Annotated in this window: 18 protein-coding genes; 9 read left to right on the forward strand and 9 right to left on the reverse strand. The window is 64.1% G+C overall.

Features of this window, described 5'->3' with window-relative positions; all coding sequences use genetic code 11:
* Positions 1-801: an FAD binding domain-containing protein gene (locus V1280_RS28620; RefSeq protein WP_334532063.1), complete on the forward strand. Its 801-nt coding sequence runs from the start codon at positions 1-3 to the stop codon at positions 799-801.
* Positions 802-1,007: 206 nt separating this feature from the next.
* The gene (locus tag V1280_RS28625) at positions 1,008-2,120 is read left to right on the forward strand and encodes a CaiB/BaiF CoA transferase family protein (RefSeq protein WP_334532065.1); all 1,113 of its coding nucleotides are present in this window, start codon (positions 1,008-1,010) and stop codon (positions 2,118-2,120) included.
* A gap of 206 nt (positions 2,121-2,326) precedes the next feature.
* Here V1280_RS28625 and V1280_RS28630 read toward each other — a convergent pair whose 3' ends face one another.
* Together V1280_RS28630 and hppD are read right to left on the reverse strand one after the other, a co-directional pair.
* Complete coding sequence (locus tag V1280_RS28630; RefSeq protein ID WP_334532068.1) at positions 2,327-3,745, reverse strand: IS1182 family transposase; 1,419 nt, start codon at positions 3,743-3,745, stop codon at positions 2,327-2,329.
* A gap of 125 nt (positions 3,746-3,870) precedes the next feature.
* Positions 3,871-4,989 carry a 4-hydroxyphenylpyruvate dioxygenase gene (gene hppD / locus V1280_RS28635; RefSeq protein WP_334532071.1) on the reverse strand — a complete coding sequence of 373 codons (1,119 nt, stop codon included), beginning with the start codon at positions 4,987-4,989 and terminating at the stop codon, positions 3,871-3,873.
* A 121-nt stretch (positions 4,990-5,110) separates the two neighbouring features.
* Here hppD and V1280_RS28640 point away from each other — a divergent pair, with 121 nt between their 5' ends.
* Positions 5,111-5,590, forward strand: a complete 480-nt coding sequence (locus V1280_RS28640; protein WP_334532074.1) for an Lrp/AsnC family transcriptional regulator — start codon at positions 5,111-5,113, stop codon at positions 5,588-5,590.
* Between the two features lie 74 nt (positions 5,591-5,664).
* Positions 5,665-5,976 carry a DUF1272 domain-containing protein gene (locus V1280_RS28645; protein ID WP_334532077.1) on the forward strand — a complete coding sequence of 104 codons (312 nt, stop codon included), beginning with the start codon at positions 5,665-5,667 and terminating at the stop codon, positions 5,974-5,976.
* Positions 5,977-6,087: 111 nt separating this feature from the next.
* Here the strand turns inward: V1280_RS28645 and fahA are convergent, their stop codons facing one another.
* From fahA to V1280_RS28670, 5 genes are all read right to left on the reverse strand, one after another.
* Positions 6,088-7,359, reverse strand: a complete 1,272-nt coding sequence (gene fahA, locus V1280_RS28650) for a fumarylacetoacetase (RefSeq protein WP_334532080.1) — start codon at positions 7,357-7,359, stop codon at positions 6,088-6,090.
* A 199-nt stretch (positions 7,360-7,558) separates the two neighbouring features.
* The gene (gene hmgA / locus V1280_RS28655) at positions 7,559-8,905 is read right to left on the reverse strand and encodes a homogentisate 1,2-dioxygenase (RefSeq protein WP_334532083.1); all 1,347 of its coding nucleotides are present in this window, start codon (positions 8,903-8,905) and stop codon (positions 7,559-7,561) included.
* A gap of 2 nt (positions 8,906-8,907) precedes the next feature.
* The gene (locus tag V1280_RS28660; protein ID WP_334532086.1) at positions 8,908-9,864 is read right to left on the reverse strand and encodes an MBL fold metallo-hydrolase; all 957 of its coding nucleotides are present in this window, start codon (positions 9,862-9,864) and stop codon (positions 8,908-8,910) included.
* Between the two features lie 23 nt (positions 9,865-9,887).
* Entirely contained in the window at positions 9,888-10,115 is a 228-nt protein-coding gene (locus tag V1280_RS28665) for a DUF2783 domain-containing protein (protein WP_234684658.1), read from the reverse strand.
* Between the two features lie 8 nt (positions 10,116-10,123).
* Positions 10,124-11,767 carry an FAD-dependent oxidoreductase gene (locus tag V1280_RS28670; protein ID WP_334532092.1) on the reverse strand — a complete coding sequence of 548 codons (1,644 nt, stop codon included), beginning with the start codon at positions 11,765-11,767 and terminating at the stop codon, positions 10,124-10,126.
* Between the two features lie 110 nt (positions 11,768-11,877).
* On the opposite strand from V1280_RS28670, the gene V1280_RS28675 reads away from it, so the two are divergent.
* A complete protein-coding gene (locus V1280_RS28675) occupies positions 11,878-12,420 on the forward strand; it encodes a MarR family winged helix-turn-helix transcriptional regulator (protein ID WP_334532095.1) in 543 nt (180 codons plus the stop codon).
* Here the strand turns inward: V1280_RS28675 and V1280_RS28680 are convergent, their stop codons facing one another.
* Positions 12,421-13,227: an N-acyl homoserine lactonase family protein gene (locus V1280_RS28680; RefSeq protein ID WP_334532096.1), complete on the reverse strand. Its 807-nt coding sequence runs from the start codon at positions 13,225-13,227 to the stop codon at positions 12,421-12,423.
* Positions 13,228-13,596: 369 nt separating this feature from the next.
* On the opposite strand from V1280_RS28680, the gene V1280_RS28685 reads away from it, so the two are divergent.
* The 4 genes from V1280_RS28685 to V1280_RS28700 all read left to right on the forward strand — a co-directional run bounded on the left by V1280_RS28685 (position 13,597) and on the right by V1280_RS28700 (position 20,145).
* On the forward strand, positions 13,597-15,120 hold the full coding sequence (locus tag V1280_RS28685; RefSeq protein WP_334532099.1) for a caspase family protein: 1,524 nt from the start codon (positions 13,597-13,599) through the stop codon (positions 15,118-15,120).
* A 143-nt stretch (positions 15,121-15,263) separates the two neighbouring features.
* Positions 15,264-15,929 (forward strand): OmpA family protein, encoded by a 666-nt coding sequence (locus V1280_RS28690; protein WP_334532102.1) that lies wholly within the window; start codon positions 15,264-15,266, stop codon positions 15,927-15,929.
* A 143-nt stretch (positions 15,930-16,072) separates the two neighbouring features.
* A complete protein-coding gene (locus V1280_RS28695; RefSeq protein ID WP_148778949.1) occupies positions 16,073-17,002 on the forward strand; it encodes an efflux RND transporter periplasmic adaptor subunit in 930 nt (309 codons plus the stop codon).
* Positions 17,002-20,145, forward strand: a complete 3,144-nt coding sequence (locus V1280_RS28700; protein ID WP_334532107.1) for an efflux RND transporter permease subunit — start codon at positions 17,002-17,004, stop codon at positions 20,143-20,145. Before V1280_RS28695 ends, V1280_RS28700 begins: the two co-directional genes overlap by 1 nt.
* A 52-nt stretch (positions 20,146-20,197) precedes the next feature.
* Here the strand turns inward: V1280_RS28700 and V1280_RS28705 are convergent, their stop codons facing one another.
* Complete coding sequence (locus tag V1280_RS28705) at positions 20,198-20,872, reverse strand: Crp/Fnr family transcriptional regulator (RefSeq protein WP_148778951.1); 675 nt, start codon at positions 20,870-20,872, stop codon at positions 20,198-20,200.
* Positions 20,873-21,052: the final 180 nt, after the last annotated feature.

Consider the following 21,052-nt stretch of genomic DNA (forward strand, 5'->3'; position numbering starts at 1 on the left):
ATGTACCAGACCACTTATCATCGCGCCTCTTCGGTCGACGAGGCAGCCAGCCTGTTCGCCAAGGGCACTGAGGCGAAATTTCTTGCCGGCGGCCAGACGCTGCTGCCGGTGATGAAGCAGCGCCTCGCCAGCCCCTCCGATGTCATCGACCTCGGCAAGATCAAGGAGCTGATCGGCGTCGAGGCCTCCGGCGACACGCTAACCATCAAGGCCGCCACGCCGCATTACGACGTCGCGTCCAGCGATGCCGCCAAGAAGGCGATCCCCGCGCTTGCTTACCTGGCGTCGCTGATCGGCGATCCCGCCGTGCGTTACCGCGGCACGATCGGCGGCTCGATCGCCAACAACGATCCCGCCGCGGACTACCCGGCCGCACTGCTCGCGCTCGGCGCCACTGTGAAGACCAACAAGCGGTCGATTGCGGCGGAAGATTTCTTCAAGGGCCTGTTCACGACGGCGCTTGAAGACGGCGAGATCATCACCGCCGTGTCGTTCCCGGTTCCGGCGAAAGCGGGCTACGCCAAGATGCGGCATCCCGCCTCGCGCTTCGCGCTAACCGCCGTCTTCGTCGCGCAGACGAAGTCGGGCGAGATCCGCGTCGCCGCGACCGGAGCATCGCAAAGCGGCGTGATGCGGGTGCCTGCAATCGAAGCCGCGCTGAAGGCGAACTGGTCGCCGGCAGCAATCGATGGCGTGAGCGTTTCGGCGAGCAATCTGCTGGCCGACATCCACGGCACCGCGGAGTACCGCGCCAATCTGGTCAAGGTGATGGCACAGCGCGCCGTGACCGCCGCAGGCTGAGATCCTTCTCTAGCGCCTCAACACAAATCTTCCGCGGCGCGTAGCAATACGCGCCGCTTTTATTATGCGCCCATGCATGAAAAGCGCTTGCCTCGCTGGCGTGAAGGCGAGAAAAGTTAATCAGCCAATTAACTCGTCCCAGAGAGGAACGTCGGAGGCGATCGCCGAACCATCGGCATCCGCCCGCGACCCGAGGAAACAACAACGTGCTCGATAAACCAGCCCAGACCACATCCGTCCGCACCACCGGCCCGCTTGCGAGCTTCCGGATCGTCGAATTCGCCGGCATCGGACCGGGCCCGTTCGCCTGCATGATGCTGGCCGACATGGGCGCCGATGTCGTCACGCTCGACCGCATCGGTACGAAGAAGAGCATGAAGTCGGTGGCGGGCCGCGGCCGCAAGGTGATCGAGCTCGATCTCAAGGACAAGGCGTCCATCGCACAGGTGCTCGACCTGCTCGCCAACGCCGACGCGCTGGTCGAAGGTTTTCGGCCCGGCGTGATGGAGCGGCTCGGCCTCGGCCCCGATATCGTGCTCGCGCGCAATCCAAAACTCGTCTACGGCCGCATGACCGGATGGGGCCAGGAAGGCCCGCTGGCGAATGCCGCCGGCCATGACATCAACTACATCTCCATCACCGGCGCGCTCGCCGCGATCGGCACCAACGAAGCGCCGGTGCCGCCGCTCAACCTCGTCGGCGATTTCGGCGGCGGCGCGCTCTACCTCGTCGTCGGCGTGCTCGCCGCGCTGCTGGAAGCATCAAAGTCCGGCAAGGGCCAGGTGGTCGACGCCGCGATGTGCGACGGCGCAGCATCGCTGATGTCGTTCTTCTTCGACATGAAAACGCTCGGCCGCTGGACTGAAGGCCGCAACCGGAACTTCCTCGACGGCGGCGCCCATTTCTACGGCGTCTATGAATGCGCCTGCGGCCATTTCGTTTCGATCGGCTCGATCGAGCCGCAGTTCTACGCACTGCTGCGCGAGCATGCGGGCCTCTCCGACGCCGATTTCGACGCGCAGATGGACCCCAAGGCCTGGCCCGCGCTGAAGGAGAAGCTGAAGACCGTATTCAAGGGCAGGACGCGCGAGGACTGGTGCAAGATCATGGAAGGCAGCGACATCTGCTTCGCGCCGGTGCTGACCATGTCGGAAGCGACCGAGCATCCGCACATGGTCGCCCGCGATGTCTTCATCGAGCGCCACGGCGTGAAACAGCCCGCGCCCGCGCCGCGCTTCTCGCGTACGCCGTCGGCGGTTCGCGAGCCGGAAGGCGCGGAGATTGCCGCCGTGACGGCTGCGTGGAAGACGGGGCGTTAGAGCCCCGCCGTTACAACAAGCTCCGCTGTCGTCCTGGCGAATGCCAGGACCCATAACCACAGGGAGTGGTTTGGCGAAGACTCGGAGTTCGGTACTTCTGCCGACCGCAATCGATAGATTCCGCGGTATGGGTCCCGGCGTTCCAGGCCGTGCGAGAAGTCGCGCTGGAAGCTGGGACGATTGAGCGGGAGGCAAAAGTACCCCTGTCAGGCCGCAGATGGTGCCAACGCTCCCAGCAAGGCCGGCACGCCGAGGATGTTGGCCACCCGCTTGAGATTGTAGCAGAGGACACCCAGGGCGAACTCGGCCTTTGCCTTTTTCAACCCCTTCACCAGGAAGCGCGGACCGGCCATCAGCCATTTCATGGTTCCGAACGGATGTTCGACGGTCTCCCGCCGATGCGTCATCCAGCTCGGATCGGCGACGGCCCGCCGGTGCATCGCTTCACGCTCATCCTCGTAAAAATGACGCACGATCACCCGCCGCGCAGCGTTCGTGCACTGCGCCTTGAGCGCGCAGGCGCCGCACGCCCGGCTGGCGTATTCCTTCTGCTGCTGGGTCTGCGAAGTCTTGAACAGGCTCAGCGTCTCCCCGGCCGGACAACGCCAGGTGTCGCTCTCATGGTCGTAGCTGAACCGATCCCGGCTGAAGTATTGGGGGCCCTTCGGATTGACCACCTCTGGCCGCGGCACGATCGCGGTGATCCTGTCCTGCTCGCAGAGCGCCCCATGTTCGCCGTTCGAATAGCCGGTGTCGGCCACGACCGTGATCTCGTCGGCCTCGACCGCAGCCTTGCCCTGCACCGCCATCGGATGGAGCTGCTGCAGGTCGTTGCCCTCGTTCGTCAGATCGAACGCCACGATCAGCTTGTGCTCGGCATCGACCACGGTCTGCGCATTGTAGGCGACCGCGTGGCCGTGCGGCGTGCGCATCAACCGTGCTTCCGGCTCGGTCATGACCTCCTGCTTGAGCCCGCGCGCCGCCAGATCTTGCGCCTGAGCTTGTAGTTGATCCTTTTGCGCCTTGAGAGCTTCGATCGCAGCCGCAACATCGACAGGCTTGCCGACCGAGCCCGCCTCCGTCCGGTCGGCGTCGTCCATCGACGCCAGATAATCCGCAATCCGGCGGTCGATCGCCGCGTTCATCTTCGCGATACGTTGCGGCGTCACCACCTGCTTGCGGCTCGCCACCGCCGCGATCTTGGTCCCGTCGATCGCCAGCAACTCCGCCCCGAACAGCGACTGCTCCCCGCAGAACCCAATGAAGGCGCGGCATACCTTCACGATCGCTTCTGCATGGTCCTTGCGGAAGTCCGCTATCGTCTTGAACGACGGCGTCAGACGGTTGAGCAGCCACATCACCTGAATGTTGCGCCGCGTCTCGGCCTCCAGCCGACGGCTCGCCCGCACCCGGTGCAAGTACCCATAAATATACAGTTTCAACAGGTCGCCCGGCGCGTAGGGCGGTCGTCCCATCTCCTCCGCAATAGCCTTGGAAAACCCGAGCTGCTCCAACTCGAGCCCCGCGACAAACGCGTCGATCACCCGAACCGGATCGTCCCGGCCCACAGCTTCGTCCAGAACCTCCGGAAAAAGCGTCGTCTGGTATCGCGATTGTCCCGTCACGTGCCCCATCATCGCCTCGAATCAAGCCAAACCCAAAACACCATAACTCGCTGGGTTTTCACACAGCCTGGTTCGCCAGGACGACACCGGTAATGTAGGTACAACTCGGGCCTAAACTCGGCGCCCTACGCCGCCGTGTCCACCTTCAGCACCCCGCGGCGGATCTGATCTTCCTCGATCGACTCGAACAGGGCCTTGAAGTTGCCCTCGCCAAAGCCGTCGTCGCCTTTGCGCTGGATGAACTCGAAGAAGATCGGGCCGATCGCGTTGGCCGAGAAGATCTGCAGCAGCACCTTGGTCTGGCCGCCGTCGACCACGCCCTCGCCGTCGATCAGGATTCCGTTCTTCTGGAGCCGTGCGACGTCCTCGCCGTGCTTGGGCAGTCGCGCGTCGATCTTCTCGAAATAGGTCTCGGGCGGCGACGGCATGAAAGGCAAGCCGGCTGCGCGCAAGCCCTCAATCGTGCCGTGGATCTCGCGGCAGCCGCAGGCGATGTGCTGGATGCCTTCGCCGCGATAGATTTTCAGATATTCCTCGATCTGGCCGGAATCGCCGGCGTCCTCGTTGATCGGAATCCGGATTTTGCCGTCCGGGCTGGTCAGCGCGCGCGAGAACAGGCCCGACGCGCGGCCCTCGATGTCGAAGAAGCGGATCTGGCGGAAGTTGAAAAGCTTTTCGTAGAAGCCCGTCCAGACATCCATGCGGCCGCGATGGACGTTGTGGGTGAGGTGATCGAGATAAAACAGGCCGGCGCCGACCGGCCGTGGATCGCGCGCGCCAAGCCACTCGAACTCGGCATCGTAGGCCGAGTCCTTGGCGCTGTAGCGATCGACGAAATAGAGCAGGCTGCCGCCGATGCCCTTGATCGCGGGCACGTCGAGCGTCTTCTGCGCGGTTGGCCCATCGGCAGGCTCCGCGCCGAGCGCGATCGCGCGGTCGTAGGCCGCCTTCGCATCGACCACGCGGAACGCCATCGACGGCGCGCAGGGGCCATGTGCGGCCACGAACTCGTAGCCGTGGGTGCCGGGCTCCTCGTTGACGAGATAGTTGATGTCGCCCTGGCGATAGACCGTGATTGTCTTGGTCTTGTGGCGCGCGACGGGCGCGTAGCCCATCAGCTTGAACAGATCATGCAGCTCTTGCGGATTGGGATGCGCGTATTCGACGAACTCGAACCCGTCGGTGCCCATCGGATTGTCGGCGGTGATCGTGGCCGGCGGTGCATCGTGCGGAAACGGACCCATGGTGCTCTCCCAATTTGCTGCTGCCTTGGACTATCCTTCATTGCGCGCGCAAGGAGCGTGCAAACGGGACGCGTTTTGGGTACCTTATGCACGATCCGTGCACGAAATGGACCAACGACGCATGCTTTCCGTGGATGCCTTCGACCTCAAGATCCTGGGCGCGCTCCAGGATGACGGCCGCCTCACCAACCAGGAGCTCGCCGATCTCGCGGGGCTGTCGGCCTCGCAATGCTCGCGGCGGCGGATGCGGCTGGAGGAAGAGAAGGTCATCGCCGGCTACCACGCCGACCTCTCGAGCGAAGCGCTGGGCTTCGGCGTGATCGCCTTCATCCAGGTGGGGCTTGCGACCCACTCGCCGGACAATTCAAAGCGTTTCCGCACGCTGGTGAACCGGATCGACGAGATCCAGGAGGCGTATTCGCTCACGGGTGATGCCGACTACGTGCTCAAGGCCGTACTGCGCGACCTGAAGGGGCTCTCCAACCTCGTCAATGATGTGCTGATGCCGCACCAGAGCGTGGCACACGTACGCTCCTCGATCGTGCTAGACAGGCTGAAGGAAAGCTCACGGCTGCCGCTGAAGGAGATCAAGCCTGGCTGAAATCGAGGGAACTACGCCATTCGCGTCGTGCGCGCGATCTGCGATGATCCCGGCCAGCTTGCGGAGATTAAACCATGACCCTCCAGCTTCGACCGAACTGCGAGTATTGCGACCGCGACCTGCCGCCTGATGCAATTGATGCGCAGATTTGCTCCTATGAATGCACGTTCTGTGCGGATTGCGTGGAGACAAAGCTCTCCAACGTCTGCCCGAACTGCGGCGGCGGCTTTGCCCCGCGCCCGATCAGACCGACGCAGGAATGGCGTCCGGGCCTGTGCACGAGCAAGCAGGCGCCGTCCGACAAGCGGGTGCATTTGAAGTACAGCGTGGAGGATGTCGCGGCGCATTGCGCGCGGGTGAAGGACGTGCCGCCGGAGAAACGCTAGGTCTCGTAGGGTGGGCAAAGGCGCGTTAGCGCCGTGCCCACGTCCTTTCTCCATCGCAACGAATGGTGGGCACGCTTCGCTTTGCCCACCCTACGAGACTGAGCCCTCGGCTCACTCCGCCGCCAAAATCGTCCCCTCGACCTCGCCGAACCCGACGCGATAGCCGTTGCCCTGGCACCAGCCGCGCATCACGAGGCTGTCGCCATCTTCCAAGAACGTGCGCTTGGCGCCGCCGGGCAGCTCGACCGGCTCGGTGCCATTCCAGCTGATCTCCAGCAAACTGCCGCGCTGGCTCTTCTCCGGCCCGGAGATCGTCCCGCTGCCGAGGAGATCGCCGACATTCATCGCGCAGCCCGAGGAAGCATGGTGCATCAGCTGCTGCACCGAGGACCAGTACATGTATTTGAAGTTGGTCCGGCTGATGCCCGCAGGCGCGTCGGCGCCGGCGGCACACAAGGAGACGTCGAGCTCCAGATCGTAGTTCTGCGGCTTGGCCTGCTTGAGATAATCCAGCGGCACCGGCTCCTGCGCCGGCCCTTTCAGACGGAACGGCTCCAGCGCCTCGCGCGTCACCACCCAGGGGCTGATCGAGGTTGCGAACGCTTTTGCCAGGAACGGACCGAGCGGCACATATTCCCATTGCTGGATGTCGCGCGCGCTCCAGTCGTTGAGCAGCACGAAGCCGAAGATCATCTCCTCGGCCTGGCTCTCCGTGAGCATGCCACCCATCGGTGAGGGCTGGCCGACCACCACACCCATCTCCAGCTCGAAATCGAGCCGCTTGCACGGACCGAAGCTCGGCACGTCCACATTCGGCGGCTTCAGTTGCCCGCGTGGACGCTTCACCTTGGTGCCCGAGACCACGACGGTGGAGGCGCGACCGTTATAGGCGATCGGCATGTGCAGCCAGTTCGGCTGCAGCGCATTGTCCTTGCCGCGGAACATCACGCCGACATTGGTGGCGTGCTCTTTCGACGAATAGAAATCGGTGTAGCCGGAGACCGCGAACGGCAGATGCAGCCTTGCCTCGCGCATCGGCACCAGCGCCTGCTTGCGCAGCTCCTCATTGTCGCGCAGCTCCGGATGATCATGACGCAGCAGCTCGCTGATCCGCGCCCGTGTCTTCGTCCAGACTTTTGGCCCCAGCGCCATGAAGGGATTGAGCGAGGGCCCGGAGAACACGCCGAGCGGGCCAACATCGAGCCGGGAATCCTGCTCGAGCTCCCAGAGATCGAGCAGGAAGTTGCCGATCGCAACGCCGACCCGCGGCGTCGGATTGGCCACGGTCGAGAACACGCCATAGGGCAGGTTCTGGATCGGGAAGTCGGAGCCGGGGTCGATTTCGATGAAGGAGCGGAGGCTGGGATCGTTGGGGTGGGGCATGTTTCTCCCGATACAAATTCTGATGCTGACCTCTTTCACCCTCCCCTGGAGGGGGAGGGTCGGTTCGCATGAAGCGAAGCGGAATGCGAAACGGGGTGGGGTGATCTCTCAACACGGGCACTGCCTCAATGGAGAGACTGTCACCCGCCCCGCTCGCTAACGCGAGCGACCCTCCCCCTCCAGGGGAGGATAAGCAAGACTACGGTCGGTTCGGATCGAACCGCTTCTCGAGTCCCTTCCAGCAATCCGCGTAATCGTCCTGCAGCGTCGAGGCATTCGCGGCATGCGCTGTCACGCGCTGCGGGTAGCGGGTCTCGAACATGAAGGCCATGGTGCCCGTGAGCTTCACCGGCTTCAGCTCGCCGTTGCTGGCGTGCTCAAAGGCGTCGCGGTCGGGGCCATGCGGCAGCATGCAATTGTGCAGGCTAATGCCGCCCGGGACAAAACCCTGCGGCTTGGCGTCGTAGACGCCGTAGATCAGACCCATGAACTCGCTCATGATGTTCATGTGATACCAGGGCGGACGGAAGGTGTTATCGGCCACCATCCAGCGCTCGGGGAAGATGACGAAGTCGATATTCGCGGTGCCCGCGGTCTCCGAGGGCGAGGTCAGCACCGTGAAGATCGAGGGATCGGGATGGTCGAAGCCGATCGCGCCGACCGGCGAGAAGGTGCGAAGATCGTATTTGTAGGGCGCATAATTGCCGTGCCAGGCGACGACGTCGATCGGCGAATGCGGCAAATTCGTCTTGAATAGCGATCCGCCCCATTTCACGAACAACTCGGTCGGCGTGTCCTTGTCCTCGTAATGCGCGACCGGTGTCAGGAAGTCCCGCGCATTCGCAAGACAGTTGGCGCCGATCGGCCCGCGCTCCGGCAGCGTGAAGGCGCCGCCATAATTCTCGCAGAGATAGCCGCGCGCCGGGCCGTTTGGAATCTCGACACGGAATTTCACACCGCGCGGGATCACCACGATCTCGCCGGGCTCGGCGTCGATGCGGCCGAACTCGGTGACGACGCGCAGATTGCCCTGCTGAAGCACGAACATCAGCTCGCCATCGGCATTGTAGAAGTGCTGGTCCACCATCGACTTGGTGATGAGGTAGACATGCGCGGCCATGCCGGCCTGCGTGTTGACGTCGCCGGCGGTCGTCATGGTCTGCACGCCCTGGAGGAAGGTCATGTCTTCCTTCGGGATCGGCGCCGGGTCCCAGCGCAGCTGTGCGATCGGCAAATCATATTCATGGCACGGCGCCGAACGCCACAGACCGCCATCAGCCTTCTCGAAGCGGCCGGAATGCTTCACCGAGGGGCGGATGCGATAGAGCCAGGAGCGTTCATTGGTGCCGCGCGGCGCCGTGAAGGGCGAGCCCGAGAGCTGCTCGGCATAGAGGCCGTAAGCGCAGCGCTGCGGCGAATTGCGCCCGATCGGCAGCGCGCCGGGGAGCGCCTCCGTCTCAAAGCTGTTGCCGAAGCCGGACATGTAGCCCGGCGTCACCTGCGCCGAGCTGCGAATGATCTGATCAGGCGAGGTATTGATGTTCATGACTATCCTCCTCCTTGCAAAGCGGCCCACATGTCCTGGTCGCGCTTGTCGGTCCAGATCACGGGATCGTCGATTCCCGATGCCTCGTCATAGGCGCGCGACACGTTGAACGGCAGGCAGTGCTCGTAGATGGCAAAACTGTGGAATTTCGGATCCATCACCTCGCGGGTCGCGGCCATCGATTCCTTTAAGCTGCGTCCCTTGGCGACGGAGATTTCGGCCGCGCCATAGAGCGAGGTGACGAAATCACGCGTCATCGCGATGGCTTCGCGCACCGTGGCTGTGCCCTTGAGCGCATCGCCGCGGCCCGGCGCAATCGCCTTGGGATTGAAATTGCGAATCTCGTTCAGCGTCAGCGGCCACTCGCGCAGATGCGCATCGCCGCAATAGCAGGCCGAGTGATATTCGATGAGATCGCCGGAGAACATCACCTCGGCATCCGGCACCCAGGCGACGATGTCGCCGGAGGTGTGGCCGGCACCGAGCTGCATCAGCCGCACCTCGCGTTTTCCCAGATAGATCGACATCTCGCCTTCGAAGGTCAGCGTCGGCCAGGTCAGGCCGGGAATGCTTTGGGCGTCCCGGAACAGACGGGGGAAGCGGCCATACTCGGAATCCCAATCCTGCTGGCCGCGCTCCTGGATCAGTCGATAGGTCTCCTGCGAGGCCACGATGCCCTGCGCCTTGTAGGCGGAGGCGCCGAGCACGCGCACGGCGTGATAATGGGACAACACGACATATTTGATCGGCTTGTCGGTGACGGTGCGGACGCGCTCGATCACCTTGTTGGCCATCGCCGGCGTCGATTGCGCATCGAACACCAGGCAGCCGTCGTCACCGACGATGATCGCCGTGTTCGGATCACCCTCGGCGGTGAACGCGTAGAGATCGGTACCGATCTCGGAGAAGGTGATCTTCTTCTCGGAGAGATCGCCGGTGGATGCGAAGTTCTTCGCCATCAGTTCGTCCTTAGGTAACGGGGTTATTGTTGTTGCTGTTGTTGCTGCTGCTGGCCGTCGATCATGCGGCGTTTCGCCAGCACGAGCGCTTCCCGTAGCACGTCGATATCGCCGATATGGTTGGCGAGGATCAGCACCAGCGCCGCGTCGAAATCCGCGCTCTGCTCGTCGGTGAGGCCGCGATGCGCTTCGACGATGGCGCGAAAGGCATCGTCGGGTCGCGCGAAGTTGGAGCTGGTGGAAAGCGGCATATGAGACCTCAATTCAGACCTGCGGCCCGCGACAGCGCGGCCGCGATCGCCTCACGCGTCGGATGACGGAAGCGCGCCGCGACGTAGCCGTCAGGCCTGAGCAGATAGGCGGAGCCCGGCTCGGCGTCATAGCGCTTGGCGATGAGGCCCAAGGAATCGGCAAGCCCGCCCTCGCCGCCGATACGAATATCCTTCACGCCATCGGGCCTATCGATCGCAGCGCCATTGCTGAACGACAGCAGGGTAAAATCCGTTCCATCCTTGCGGAAGGCATCTGTCAGATAGGCCTGCTCGCCCGCGCGCGTTGCAACCGGCGCATCGAGCATGGAGCAACCCGGCGATGGTCCACTGCGCCAGGCATCCGCATCGCGCGATGACAGCGGAGAATCATAGCTGCATGGCACCGACAGTCGACCGCCATTGACCATGCGCTTGCCGAACTCGGTTTCCTTGGCGAGCGCCAACACCGCCTGGCGCAGCCGGGATTCCTGATGCGAATTCGGCGCCATGAAATCGGTCGAGCGGGTGGATTCGCGGATATTCTCGTCGGCAGCTCCGCTGCGCTCGACATGGTAGCTTTCGAGCAGGCTTGCCGGCGAGGTGCCGCGCAGCACGCGGTCGAGCTTCCAGGACAGGTTTTCGGCGTCCTCGAGTCCCGAATTGGCGCCACGCGCGCCGAACGGCGAGACCTGGTGTGCGGAATCGCCCGCAAAAATCACGCGGCCGTGGATGAAACGGTCCATGCGCCGGCACTGGAATTTGTACAGCGAGATCCACTCGAACTCGAACTTGTCGTGGCCGAGCATGCGCGCGATCCGTGGCCGCACATTCTCAGGCTTCTTCTCGACTGTGGGATCGGCATAACGATTGAGCTGGAGATCGATGCGCCAGACATCGTCGGGCTGGCGGTGCAAGAGCGCCGAACGTCCCGCATGAAACGGCGGATCGAACCAGAACCAGCGCTCGGTCGGGAATTCCGCCGTCATCTTGACGTCGGCGATCAGGAACTGGTCCTCGAACACCTGTCCGGCAAATTCAGCACCGACCATCTGCCGCAGCGAAGAGCGCGCACCATCGCAGGCGACGACATATTGCGCGTGCAGGCGATAGGCGCCTTCGGGTGTCTCGATCGTCAGCGCAATGGAATCGTTGCGTTGCTCGACCGCCGTCACCTTGTTGCGCCAGCGCAGGTCGATCGCGGGCAGATCGCTGATGCGATCGACAAGATAGGCTTCCGCGTAATATTGCTGGAGGTTGATGAAGGCCGGCCGCTTGTGGCCGTCCTCAGGCAGCAGATTGAACTGATAGAGCTGGGACTCGCCGTGAAAAATCCGGCCAACGCTCCACACCACGCCCTTGTCGACCATGCGGTCGGCGACGCCGAGCCGGTCCCAATATTCCAGCGAGCGCTTTGAGAAGCAGATCGCCCGCGAGCCCTCGCCGATGCGGTCGGCATCATCCAGAAGGACGACGCGCTGGCCGCGCTGGGCGAGATCGATCGCCAGCGACAGCCCGACGGGCCCTGCGCCGACGACCACGATCGGATGCTCGGCCGGACTTTCGCCGGGGCGGTCCTGGTCGGACTGGCGGCGATAGCCGAACTGGGTCTTCGCTTGAAAGGTCTTGGCCTGATGCGTATTGGCGCCCGCCATACACTAACCTCGGCTCTGGTCAGGAGAGGACTGATCTGCTAGATAGTCTCACGTGCAACTATTTTGGACCGGAGCCGGCCGGCCGTCAACTGGAATTCGGAGCGCTCTCCTTGGCGAGGACATCCAGCAACATCGCGCTGAAGACAAGAGAAGCCGACGCGGCTTCACCGCGGCCCAAATCGCGTCTCGATCTGTTCAGATTCGTGCCGTTTCGCCTCAACCGGCTCGCGGCGGAGGTCAGTTCCGCGCTCGCGGTCGAATATCAGGAACGTCACGGCCTCGACATTCCGGCCTGGCGCGTGATTGCCACGCTCGGTTTCCGCAACGATGCCTGCAGCGCGCAGTACATCTCGCAATGCACCCGCACGCACAAATCCACCATCAGCCGCGCGGTGACCGCGCTGTTGCATGACGGCCTGATCGAGCGGGTCGAGAACGAAGCCGACCGTCGCGAATTCCGCCTGCAACTGACGAAGAAGGGCGGCGCGCTCTACGAGGAGCTGTTCCCGCAATTGCTGCGGCGGGAAGACGAGATCCTCGCCTGCCTGTCCGCGCAGGAGCGCAAGCAGCTTTCAGTGCTGCTCGGCAAGATCGAGGGGAGCCTCGACCTGATCCAGACCAGCGAAGAGGCCGACGCCAAGCAGGCGTATTGATCACTTCGCAAATGATTGCGTCGGCGGCAAGTGCAGCGCCCAGGCATCGACCTTATCGCTCGCACGCGGATAGATCTCGGTCACGATCGGATCGTGGCCGGGAATATAGCGGTCGGGATGGCCGGCGAGACGTTCGATCGTCTCCCAGCCCACGGCCATGTCGCCGACATTGTAGACGATCGGGAACGGGCTGCGGCGCTGCAGATTGGCGTAGTAGTGCGCGGCGTCGGACGCCAGCACCACCGGACCGCGCGCGGTCTCGACCTTGACCACCTGCAAGCCGTCTGAATGGCCGCCGACGCGGTGCACGGTGACACCGGGCGCGATTTCGCCGTCGCCGGAATAGAAACTGACACGCTCGCCATAGACGTGGCGCACCATCTGGGTGACGTGCTCGACCGAGAATGGATGTCGCAGCAGTCCGTTGCACATGCAGCGGCCGGTGGCGTAAGCCATCTCGCGCTCCTGGAGATGGAAGCGCGCATTCGGGAAGCGGTCGAGATTGCCCGCGTGATCGTAATGCAGATGCGTCACGATAATGTCGCGAAGGCTCGACGCGGCGACGCCAAAGCGCTCCAGCGCATCGACCGGATTGAGCGTCAGCTTGCGCGCGCGCGAGGTCGCCTCCTCGGCATTGAAGCCGGTGTCGACCAGAATCTCGCGGCCCTGCCCGCGGATCAGCCAAACGAAGTAGTCGAGATCCTGTGCCGCGCTGTCATGCGGGTCGGGCGCCAAAAAATTCATGCTGGGGGTACGCGGCGACATCGTCGCATAGCGCAGGGCATAGATTTCGTAGGCGTTTCCCATGACTTTGATCCCGGCTTTTGCTTTTTCTGAATGGACCTGCCGCGCACCAAGCCATTGCCCGCCGTAAAGGTCAAACGTCTGAGCCTGCGGTGGACGCAGGGTGCAATGTGAGACCAATCACATTTTCGTCGCGAGTACCGGCCTAACATGACGGCCGGAACCCTGAACGAGAACGCGTCGAGGAGAACCGTGACCGCAGATTTATTCCCCTTGCGAGCTGCTTGCGCGTCGCGGTCAATTGTCGCGATAGTGCCGAATCTCCAAGCGGTTGACGCCCCCACTCGCCGGTTTGATAATGCACATTGCGTAAGTTAAGGTCGCCGCGGCGCAAGCTGGGAACGGCGCCTTTTTGGCTGGACCGCGCTGATTATGAAAATTCGCCTGCTTTTTCTTCTGCCCTTGCTTGTCTCGTTCATCCCGACCGCGCCGTCGCACGCGGCCGGCGACCGCTATGCGCTGGTCATCGGCAATGCCAAATATCCGGACGCGGACAGCCCGCTGAAGGAGCCGATCAACGACACCCGCGACGTCGCCGACGAGTTCAAGCGCGACGGCTTCTCGGTCGATGTCGGCGAGAACCTCACCGGCGACGGCATGCGCCGCGCCTTCGACAAGCTCTATGGCAAGATCAAGCCGGGCTCGGTGGCGCTGATCTTCTATAGCGGGTTCGGCATCCAGTCGGCGCGCCAGAGCTACATGATCCCGGTCGACGCGCAGATCTGGACCGAGTCCGACGTCCGTCGCGACGGTTTCAGCATCGAAGCGATCCTGGGCGAGCTCAACACCCGCGGCGCCGGCGTCAAGATCGCGCTGATCGACGCTTCCAGGCGCAACCCGTTCGAGCGGCGGTTCCGCAGCTTCTCGGCGGGCCTGACCCCCGTTATCGCGCCGAACGGCACGCTGGTGATGTACTCGGCGGCGCTGGCGTCGGTGGTATCGGACGCCGGCGGCGACCACAGCCTGTTCGTCCAGGAACTGCTCAAGGAAATCCGCGTCCCCGACCTGATGGCTGAGGAAACGCTGAACCGCACCAAGATGGGCGTCACCCGCGCCTCGCGCGGCGAGCAGGTACCGTGGATTTCGTCCTCCCTCGCCGAGGATTTCTCGTTCATTCCGGGGGCCGCTGGATCGCGCCCGACGGCGACCACGCCGCCACCGGCGCCTCCCGCACCGCCGCCGGTCGCCAACAACCCGCCTCCGGCTCCGCCCGTCCCGCCAGCACCACCCGTGGCTGCGAACAATCCGCCGGCGCCGCCTGCACCTCCGTCACCGCCGCCGGCACCGAAGCCGCAGGTCGAGGCCGCGCTGCCTCCACCGCAACCGCCGGTCAAACCGGCCGACCCAGCCCCGGCGCCGGCACCGAACGCAGATGGTGGGCCGAGCGCGGCCGCGCTTGCTGAGGATCCCACCATCAAGGGCCTGACGGCCAAGATCGCCGCCAATCCGGACGACGTGAATGCGCTGTACCGGCGTGGCCAGGTCTATGCCAGCAAGGGGGCCTACAGCCTCGCCATCAAGGATTTTGACGACACGCTCCGGATCAATTCGAAGGACGTCGAGGCGCTGAACAATCGCTGCTGGACCCGTGCCGTGATCGGCGACCTCCAGGGCGCGCTGAAGGATTGCAACGAGGCGCTGCGGCTGCGGCCGAACTTCGTCGATGCGCTGGACAGCCGTGGGCTGGTGAACCTCAAATCCGGGGCGGCGAAGAACGCCATCGCCGATTTTGACGCCGCGCTGAGGATCAACCCGCGCCTGACCTCCTCGCTCTATGGGCGGGGCGTGGCGAAGCAGCGCAACGGCTCGGCCCAGGAGGGCGCGCTCGACGTCGCCAACGCCAAGGCGATGGACCCGAACATCGCTGGAGAATTCGCAAGTTACGGAGTGCGTTGATATTTTTTTGATTTGAGGCCGGCGGCGCCTCGAACCCGCGGCGGTCCGGCAAGACTAACAGAACGGATGCCGCAGGCGGCCTTGCCGTGGGGCCATTTGCAGGAATTTTGGAACCGCGCGGGCTCGCGCAGGAGGGACTGGCAATGAGATTGGCTGCAAAGGGACTGACCGCGATCCTGTCCATCATCACCATCAGTGCCGCACTGACGCTCCCGCCCGCCTTTGCCGGCGACGACGGCAACAGCAAGAACGTCACCGAGGACGAGATCGTCCGCGCGTTGGCGCCGGCGCCGAAGAAGCCCCTGACCCGCGGCCTCTCGATTGCCCCTCAGGCCGATCCGGCGCCGAACCCGGCGGAAACCAAGCTGATCCAGTCCGTCCGCGGCCGCGCCACGCGCTCGCTGTCGTCGACCGAGCGTGAGGAGATCGCCTCCGCCGCCAAGGACAAGCCGAATATCGATCTCGAAATCACCTTCGACTACAACTCGGCCGACATCAGCACCAAATCGCTGCCTTCGGTGCAGGCGCTGGGCCGCGCACTGACCAGCCCCGATTTGAAGGGCTCGACCTTCGTGGTCGCCGGCCACACCGACGCCGCCGGCGGCGAGGGCTACAATCAGGAGCTGTCGGAACGCCGCGCGGATTCGATCAAGCGCTACCTCGTCGAGAAGTACAGCATTGCCGCCGCCGACCTCGTCACCGTCGGCTACGGCAAGAGCAAGCTGAAGGATCCGAACCAGCCGATGGCGGAGGTGAACCGCCGCGTGCAGGTCGTGAATATGGAAAACAAGACCACCGCATCGAAGTGACCACGACGTAATCCGTTGAAGTGACAAGTCGTGATGTGGTGTAAAGTCTTGCTCCCAGCGCGCGTCCCGCAGCCCTGCGGGACGCCGCTTCGTTTCAGGGAAGCGATCCCAGCAACCCCGAGCCAGGCCAGGATGATCCGGCGATGAACATCTCCGAATATCTCAAGCCTGCGGGAACCGTGGCGTTCATCATTGCGCTCGGCGTCGGTTATTACTGGTTCGAGCATCGGCATCGCCCCGAGGCGAAGGAGACGCCGGGCGAGGCGCTCGTCATCGTGACGAAGTCGACCAATGCCTGCTTCTCCGATCTGGTGCGGGTCACCGGCTTCTTCGTGCCGCGGCGCGAGGCCGTGGTGATGGCCGACCAGGAAGGGTCGAAGGTCACCGACATCTTCGTCACCGAGGGCGCTGTTGTCACCGACAACCAGGAGCTGGCGCGCCTGACCGCGCCGCCGCAGATCCCGGGGCAGCCGCAACGACCGGGCCCGCAAGGCCCGATCTCGCTGAAGGCCCCCGCGCCTGGTCTCATCACGGAGGTGCGGACCATTGTCGGTGCGCCGGCCTCGCCGCAGGCCGGACCGATGTTCCGCATCGCCGTCAGCGGCGAGATCGAGCTGGATGCGCAGGTCCCGGCCGTGCACATGCCAAAACTCAGCCCCGGCGCAACGGTACGGATCAGCCGGGATGACGCCGCCGACCTGATCGGCCGGGTCCGGCTGGTTGCACCCGAGATCGACCGCGCGACGCAGCTCGGCCGTGTCCGCATCAGCGTCACCAACAATCCATCACTGAAGGTCGGCGTGTTTGCCCGTGCCTCGATCGACGCCAAGCGAAGCTGCGGCGTGGCGGTCCCCAAGACGGCGATCGACCATCTCACCGTGCAGGTGGTCAAGGGCAATACCGTCGAGACACGCCGGGTGCGCGTCGGGCTGACATCCGACAGCCAAACCGAAATCCTTGAAGGGGTCGACGTCGGCGAAATCGTCGTGGCCGACGCCGGCTCTTCGCTGCATGACGGCGACCAGATCAAGACCATGTTCGCCGATGAACTCGATCGCACGCGGGTACGCTGATGGCTCTCAATATCTCGGCATGGTCGATCCGTAATCCACTGCCGTCGGTGGTGTTTTCGATCATCCTCCTGATCCTCGGCTGGACCTCCTTCAGCAAGCTCGCGATCACGCGACTGCCCTCTGCCGACATTCCCGTGATCTCGGTCGCGGTGGCGCAGTTCGGCGCCGCCCCGGCAGAACTCGAATCCCAGGTCACCAAGACGGTTGAAGACGCCGTCTCCGGCGTCGAGGGCGTGCGGCACATCACCTCCTCGATCACCGACGGCGTTTCGGTCACCACCATCCAGTTCGCGCTGGAGACCAACACCGACCGCGCACTCAATGACGTCAAGGACGCGGTGACGCGCGTGCGCTCGAACCTGCCGCAGAACGTCACCGAGCCGCTGATCCAGCGCGTCGACGTGATCGGCCTGCCGATCGTCACCTATGCCGCGATCTCGCCCGGCAAGACGCCGGAGCAGCTCTCTTATTTCGTCGACGACGTGGTCAAGCGCGCGCTGCAAGGCGTGCGCGGCGTCGCCCAGGTCGAGCGCATCGGCGGTGTCGAGCGCGAGATCCTGGTCTCGCTCGACCCTGATCGCCTGCAGGCGATGGGGCTGACCGCCGTCAATGTCAGCCAGAGCCTGCGCGGCACCAATGTCGACGTCGCCGGCGGCCGCGCCGAAATCGGCAAGAACGACCAGGCGATCCGAACCCTGGCCGGCGCCAAGACGCTGAGCGACCTCGCCGGCACCATGGTCCCGCTGTTCGGCGGCGGCGAGGTCCGTCTCGACGATCTCGGTACCGTCACCGACACCATCGCCGACCGCCGCACCTTCGCGCGCTTCAACGGCGAGCCGGTGGTCGCACTCGGCATCAAGCGCTCCAAGGGCGCCAGCGACGTGAAGGTCGCCGAAGCCGTGCAGAAGCGCATCGACGCGCTCAAGGCCGCCTATCCCGACGTCGACCTCAAGCTGATCGACACCTCCGTCGAATACACCAACGGCAATTACGAAGCGGCGATCTCGACCCTGTTCGAGGGCGCCATCCTCGCCGTCGTCATCGTGCTGTTGTTCCTGCGTGACCTGCGCGCCACCATCATTGCCGCGGTCTCGCTGCCGCTGTCGATCTTCCCGGCGTTCTGGGCGATGGACATCCTCGGCTTCTCGCTCAACCTCGTCAGCTTCCTCGCCATCACGCTGTCGACGGGTATCTTGGTCGACGACGCCATCGTCGAAATCGAGAACATCGTACGGCACATGAACATGGGCAAATCGCCCTATCGTGCCGCATTGGAAGCTGCCGATGAAATCGGCCTCGCCGTGATCGCGATCTCGCTGACCATCATCGCGATCTTCGCACCCGCGAGCTTCATGTCGGGCATCGCCGGACAGTTCTTCAAGCAGTTCGGCATCACCGTCTCGGTGCAGGTGTTCTTCTCGCTGCTCGCGGCACGCTTCGTGACGCCAATGCTGGCGGCCTACTTTCTCAAACATGGCAATCATGAAGAGCCACCGCCTGGCCGCATCTTGCGCGCCTATCACGGCCTCGTCTCGTGGTCGGTGAAGCACTATTTCATCACCGTGCTGATCGGCTTCGGCATCTTCGCGGCCTCGATCTGGAGCATCACGCTGCTGCCGCAGGGCTTCCTCCCGGCGCAGGACAGCGCCCGCTCGCTTCTCGCCCTCGAACTGCCGCCGGGCACGCAGCTCTCCTATACCGAAAAAGTCACCGAGGACATCGTCGCACGCCTACGCAAGCGGCCCGAGGTAAAGAGCATCTTCGTGGACGGCGGGCGCGTTCCGCCGGGCACCCAGGAAGTCCGGCGCGCCGCCCTGATCATCAACTACACGCCCAAGAACGACCGCAACATCACCCAGCGCGAGCTCGAATTCTCGATCAGCCAGGAGCTGGAGAACGTTCCCGATATCCGCTTCTGGTTCCTGGACGAGAACGGCCTGCGCGCGATTTCGCTGGTTGTGACCGGTGTCGACCCCAACATCGTCAACAACGTCGCCAGCGAGCTCGCGACGCAGATGAAGCGGATTCCAACCATCTCCGACGTGATCTCGGAAACCTCGCTGGAACGTCCGGAACTGCGCATCGAGCCGCGCGCTGATCTTGCCGCGCGACTCGGCGTCTCGACCGAAAGCCTGTCGCAGACCATCCGTGTCGCGACCATCGGCGATGTCGGTCCGGCGCTCGCCAAGTTCGACGTCGGCGACCGTCTGGTCCCGATCCGCGTGCAGCTCGAGGACGCCGCGCGCGGCAATCTGAAGACGCTGGAGCAGCTGCGCGTGCCGCTCGGCGAGCATGGCGAGAAAGGCGGCGTGCCGCTTTCCGTCATCGCCGACGTCAAGCTCGACCAGGGCCCGACCAGCATCAACCGCTATGACCGCGAGCGGCAGGCAACCGTCGCCGCCGACCTCGTCGGCTCCGCGGCGCTCGGCGACGCCACCAAGAAGATCTACGACCTGCCTGTCATGAAGAGCCTGCCGAAGGGCGTGAAGGTCTCCCCCTCCGGCGATGCCGAAAGTCTCAACGAGCTCTCCGACGGCTTTGCCACCGCGATCACGGCCGGCCTGATGATGGTCTATGCGGTGCTGGTGCTGCTGTTCGGCACCTTCCTGCAGCCGATCACCATCCTGTTCTCGCTGCCGCTCTCGATCGGCGGCGCGATTGCCGCGCTGCTCGTCACCGGCAAGCAGCTCACCACGCCGGTGTGGATCGGCATCCTGATGCTGATGGGCATCGTCACCAAGAATGCGATCATGCTGGTGGAGTTCGCCATCGAATCGATCAATTCCGGCAAGCCGCGCGACGAGGCGATGATCGACGCCGGCATGAAACGCGCCCGCCCGATCGTGATGACCACGATCGCGATGGCCGCCGGCATGATGCCGAGCGCGCTCGCGGTCGGCGCCGGCGGCGAGTTCCGCTCGCCGATGGCGCTCGCGGTGATCGGCGGCCTGATCTTCTCGACCATCCTGTCGCTGGTGTTCGTGCCCGCGATGTTCATGGTGATGGACGACCTCGGCGCCCTGATCTGGCGCTTCGGCAAGCGGCTGATCGTGCACAGCGAGGACGCGGAGACCGACGGTCATCACGAGGCTGCGGAGACGGTGCCGGCGCCGAAGAGCATCGTGCATCCGGCGGCGGAGTAAGTTCCCACCGGCGCGGCTGAAGCGAGCGAACTGAAACCCCTCGCCGCGATCGCTACTCGTTCCGCGCGATCGCCGTCAGCTTGGTCATGTTCCGCAGCAGGATCCGACCGCGCTGGAGGTCCAGGATCGCTTCCTTGCGCCAGGCCTGAAGCTGGCGATTGACACTCTCACGGGCGGCGCCGACGAAGACGCCGAGCTGCTCCTGCGAGATGTGCACCTCGGAACCGAAATCGGCGGCGAGCGCGCAGAGCCGCCGCGCCAGCCGCACCGGCAGCGGCTGCAGCATGGATTCCTCCATGCGCTCGCTCTGCCAGCGGATGCGCTGGCACAAGAGCGCGATGATCTTGATCGCGACCTTGGGCTCGCGCTCGAGGAAGGCGAGGAAGTCTTCGCGCCGCAGCACGAACAATTCGCTCACCTCACCGGCGGTCGCGTCCGCGGTGCGGCTCTGGCCGTCGAGCACCGCGACCTCGCCGAACAGATCGCCCGGCCCCATGAAGTTCAGCGTCAGCCGGCTGCCGTCTGAGGCGCCGGTCTCGATGCGAACCTGCCCGCGGCGCACGCCGTACAGCGCGTCGCCCGCATCACCCTTCTGGAACAGCACCTCGCCATTCCCCAGATGCTGAGTGTGGCAGAGGTTGGACAACCGCTGGAGTTCGTCCGTCCCGAGATCGGCGAACATGGCATTCATTTTCAGAATGACCGCAAATTCGGCCTGCTTGCTCATTTCAACGTCCTTGTGAATTTACTCGTCAATTTCCTGGGCAAATCGCTTGGAAGCATCGTCGTCAGAATCGCGTAAAACCGCGCCGGGGAAGTGTGTCATAAGTCACATAACTTTGCAGCACCTCCCGACTATTTTTAGCCGCTTGGAGCGGCTTCCCGTCCCGGGATAAACTCGGGCGTG

It is taken from the genome of Bradyrhizobium sp. AZCC 2230 (genome assembly GCF_036924495.1).
GTDB lineage: Bacteria > Pseudomonadota > Alphaproteobacteria > Rhizobiales > Xanthobacteraceae > Bradyrhizobium > Bradyrhizobium rifense.

Coding starts and splice junctions, on each gene's coding strand:
- V1280_RS28620 (WP_334532063.1), top strand. CDS start 1: ATGTACCAGACCACTTATCATCGCGCCTCTTCGGTCGACGAGGCAGCC.
- hppD (WP_334532071.1), bottom strand. CDS start 4,989: ATGGGTCCGTTTCCGCACGATGCACCGCCGGCCACGATCACCGCCGAC.
- V1280_RS28640 (WP_334532074.1), top strand. CDS start 5,111: ATGCTTTCCGTGGATGCCTTCGACCTCAAGATCCTGGGCGCGCTCCAG.
- V1280_RS28645 (WP_334532077.1), top strand. CDS start 5,665: ATGACCCTCCAGCTTCGACCGAACTGCGAGTATTGCGACCGCGACCTG.
- fahA (WP_334532080.1), bottom strand. CDS start 7,359: ATGCCCCACCCCAACGATCCCAGCCTCCGCTCCTTCATCGAAATCGAC.
- hmgA (WP_334532083.1), bottom strand. CDS start 8,905: ATGAACATCAATACCTCGCCTGATCAGATCATTCGCAGCTCGGCGCAG.
- V1280_RS28660 (WP_334532086.1), bottom strand. CDS start 9,864: ATGGCGAAGAACTTCGCATCCACCGGCGATCTCTCCGAGAAGAAGATC.
- V1280_RS28665 (WP_234684658.1), bottom strand. CDS start 10,115: ATGCCGCTTTCCACCAGCTCCAACTTCGCGCGACCCGACGATGCCTTT.
- V1280_RS28670 (WP_334532092.1), bottom strand. CDS start 11,767: ATGGCGGGCGCCAATACGCATCAGGCCAAGACCTTTCAAGCGAAGACC.
- V1280_RS28680 (WP_334532096.1), bottom strand. CDS start 13,227: ATGGGAAACGCCTACGAAATCTATGCCCTGCGCTATGCGACGATGTCG.
- V1280_RS28685 (WP_334532099.1), top strand. CDS start 13,597: ATGAAAATTCGCCTGCTTTTTCTTCTGCCCTTGCTTGTCTCGTTCATC.
- V1280_RS28690 (WP_334532102.1), top strand. CDS start 15,264: ATGAGATTGGCTGCAAAGGGACTGACCGCGATCCTGTCCATCATCACC.
- V1280_RS28695 (WP_148778949.1), top strand. CDS start 16,073: ATGAACATCTCCGAATATCTCAAGCCTGCGGGAACCGTGGCGTTCATC.
- V1280_RS28700 (WP_334532107.1), top strand. CDS start 17,002: ATGGCTCTCAATATCTCGGCATGGTCGATCCGTAATCCACTGCCGTCG.
- V1280_RS28705 (WP_148778951.1), bottom strand. CDS start 20,872: ATGAGCAAGCAGGCCGAATTTGCGGTCATTCTGAAAATGAATGCCATG.